3 protein-coding genes are annotated in these 1582 nt (G+C 51.1%); all 3 read right to left on the reverse strand.

All coding sequences use genetic code 11. The features are described 5' to 3' along the window. Positions 1-620, reverse strand: a 620-nt coding sequence (locus tag WH277_RS03940) for a flagellar hook capping FlgD N-terminal domain-containing protein (RefSeq protein ID WP_339504474.1), incomplete at its 3' end; no start/stop codon positions are given. Further along, the gene (flgC, locus tag WH277_RS03945; RefSeq protein ID WP_339456178.1) at positions 620-1045 is read right to left on the reverse strand and encodes a flagellar basal body rod protein FlgC; all 426 of its coding nucleotides are present in this window, start codon (positions 1043-1045) and stop codon (positions 620-622) included. The genes flgC and WH277_RS03940, both read right to left, overlap by 1 nt. 2 nt (positions 1046-1047) lie before the next feature. Then, positions 1048-1398 (reverse strand): flagellar basal body rod protein FlgB, encoded by a 351-nt coding sequence (gene flgB, locus WH277_RS03950; RefSeq protein WP_339456176.1) that lies wholly within the window; start codon positions 1396-1398, stop codon positions 1048-1050. Positions 1399-1582 lie beyond the last annotated feature (184 nt).

The following is a 1582-nucleotide window of genomic DNA, read 5'->3' on the forward strand; positions in this document are numbered from 1 at the left end:
ATTTCACCCAGACCGGGGATCTTGAGCAGTGGCGAGCCATCCGGCCCAATTCGTACGCTGTTAACACAGCCAGAGATTTCAATCGGCACCGTGTTTTCCCCTTCTTCCGTCACCACTGACAGGGTGTATTTTCCTTTCTTAAGCCCCAGCACTTCAGGATCAAGGGTGAAGTCCACCAGGCCTTTTTCCTGTTTGCCCAGATCCAGCGTGGTTTCATTGCCGGCGGCATCTTTGATATGCACCGTGACATTGCTGGACGGGTGTGCCAGTGTCAGACGCCCATCTATCGGCTGCCCGTCCACTTCAATCGTGTCAGCACGCACCATGATCTGTTGCCCGACCAGGTTACCGATGGCCAGCATCTGAATGTTGTCTACCAGCGTGGCAGCGTTCTGCATCATGCCGGTCATATCCTGCATCGACTGCACCTGGGTCATCTGCGCCAGTTGACCAACATATTCCGTACCGTCGGTGGGATTGAGGGGATCCTGATTCTGGATCTGCGCCACCAGCAGCTTCATAAACATATTGTTCAGATCAGTCCCACCGTTAGGCGTCGGTGCACCCGATATATTCATGTCATCGCTGCCGTAATCTCTCGCTACATGACTTACGCTCATCAGGCTTCTCCCAGTCTCAGCAGGCTTTGCTGCATGCTTTTCACGCTGTTTAACACTTCAACGTTGGTTTCGAAATTGCGTGATGCCGACATCATGTCCGCCATCTCTTCTACGGTGTTGATATCCGGGTAAAACACATGCCCCTGAGCATTAGCCACTGGATTGTGGGGTTCATAACGACGAATGGCTGACCCCGTTTCCACCACGTCCAGTACCTGTACACGCGCTCCCGCCAGCGCAGCGTTATCCATCAGCTGGTTACGCTGATAGATCGCGGCAAATACCGGACGGCGCGCCTTATAGGTCGCGTCAGCGCTGGCCGCCGGTGATTCAGCGTTTGCCAGGTTACTGGCGATGGTATTAAGGCGCACCGTTTGCGCCGTCATCGCCGATCCTGAAACGCGATAAATGTCGTTAAATGACATGGTTATTTCCCCTCAATGGCCTGCTTAAGCCCGGTTAGTTTCGAATTCAAAAATTGCAGGCTGGTTTGGTAATCCAGCTGGTTTTTCGCGAATTCTGCCTGCTCTACATCCAGGGCAACGGTGTTGCCATCCGTAGATGGCTGATAAGGCACGCGATATTTCACTGAAAGTGACCCATTCAGTAAGCTTTTGCTCTGAAAACGTTGCATCTCAGCGGCAAAATCAATATCTTTAGCCTGAAAGTTGGGGGTATCAACATTGGCCAGGTTCGCCGACAACAGTTCAGCTCGGGAAAGTCGAAGCTGTAGTGCGGCAGGATGAATGCCTAATGATTTGTCAAAACTTATTCCCACGTTAAAACCTCAGTTGATCAATGAATCACACGCATATAGCAATATACGTGCCAACTTTTAATTAATTGATTTAACAGGTTTTTATGAAAAACGTAATGACAAAAAGGAAAGCGCCCTTCCTCTTTCTGACGCTGTGGGGCCTGACTTTTTTTTCCGCAGCCTCGCCTGAAGGCCACACTGCGCG

The organism is Erwinia sp. MYb416 (assembly GCF_037479575.1).
Classification (GTDB): domain Bacteria; phylum Pseudomonadota; class Gammaproteobacteria; order Enterobacterales; family Enterobacteriaceae; genus Erwinia; species Erwinia rhapontici.

Coding starts and splice junctions, on each gene's coding strand:
- flgC (WP_339456178.1), bottom strand. CDS start 1,045: ATGTCATTTAACGACATTTATCGCGTTTCAGGATCGGCGATGACGGCG.